Here is a 353-nt window from a genome sequence, read left to right on the forward strand (position 1 = left end):
TTTAGATTTCCAGTCGATGAATACCAACTATCACCTGTAATAAATTGAATCTTTGCACCCCAACTGAGTACTTCACTTAACATATCCATAAAGTAATTATTCTTGGTTTTACTTTGAGATTTGTCATAAATTCGGAAATTAATTGGAATATTTTGACCATTTTGATCTGTCGCATACAATGTAATGAGATTAATACCCTTGACGGATCGGTGGTGTTTGCCTGACCAAAAATAGCTAACTAAGTCCATATGTTGAGTATATGGTTTATCTAAAACAGTATCATCAATACTGACTATAAGTTTATTATTATCAATATGTTGAATTGCTTCTTGATATAGGTCGTGAGGTGTGTA

1 pseudogene is annotated in these 353 nt (G+C 32.0%); it reads right to left on the reverse strand.

What is annotated here, in order from left to right:
• Positions 1–353: pseudogene (locus ACG9ZB_RS16775) on the reverse strand (IS701 family transposase); the annotation flags it as partial.

It is taken from the genome of Acinetobacter johnsonii (genome assembly GCF_048551975.1).
GTDB classification, from domain to species: Bacteria; Pseudomonadota; Gammaproteobacteria; order Pseudomonadales; family Moraxellaceae; genus Acinetobacter; species Acinetobacter johnsonii_A.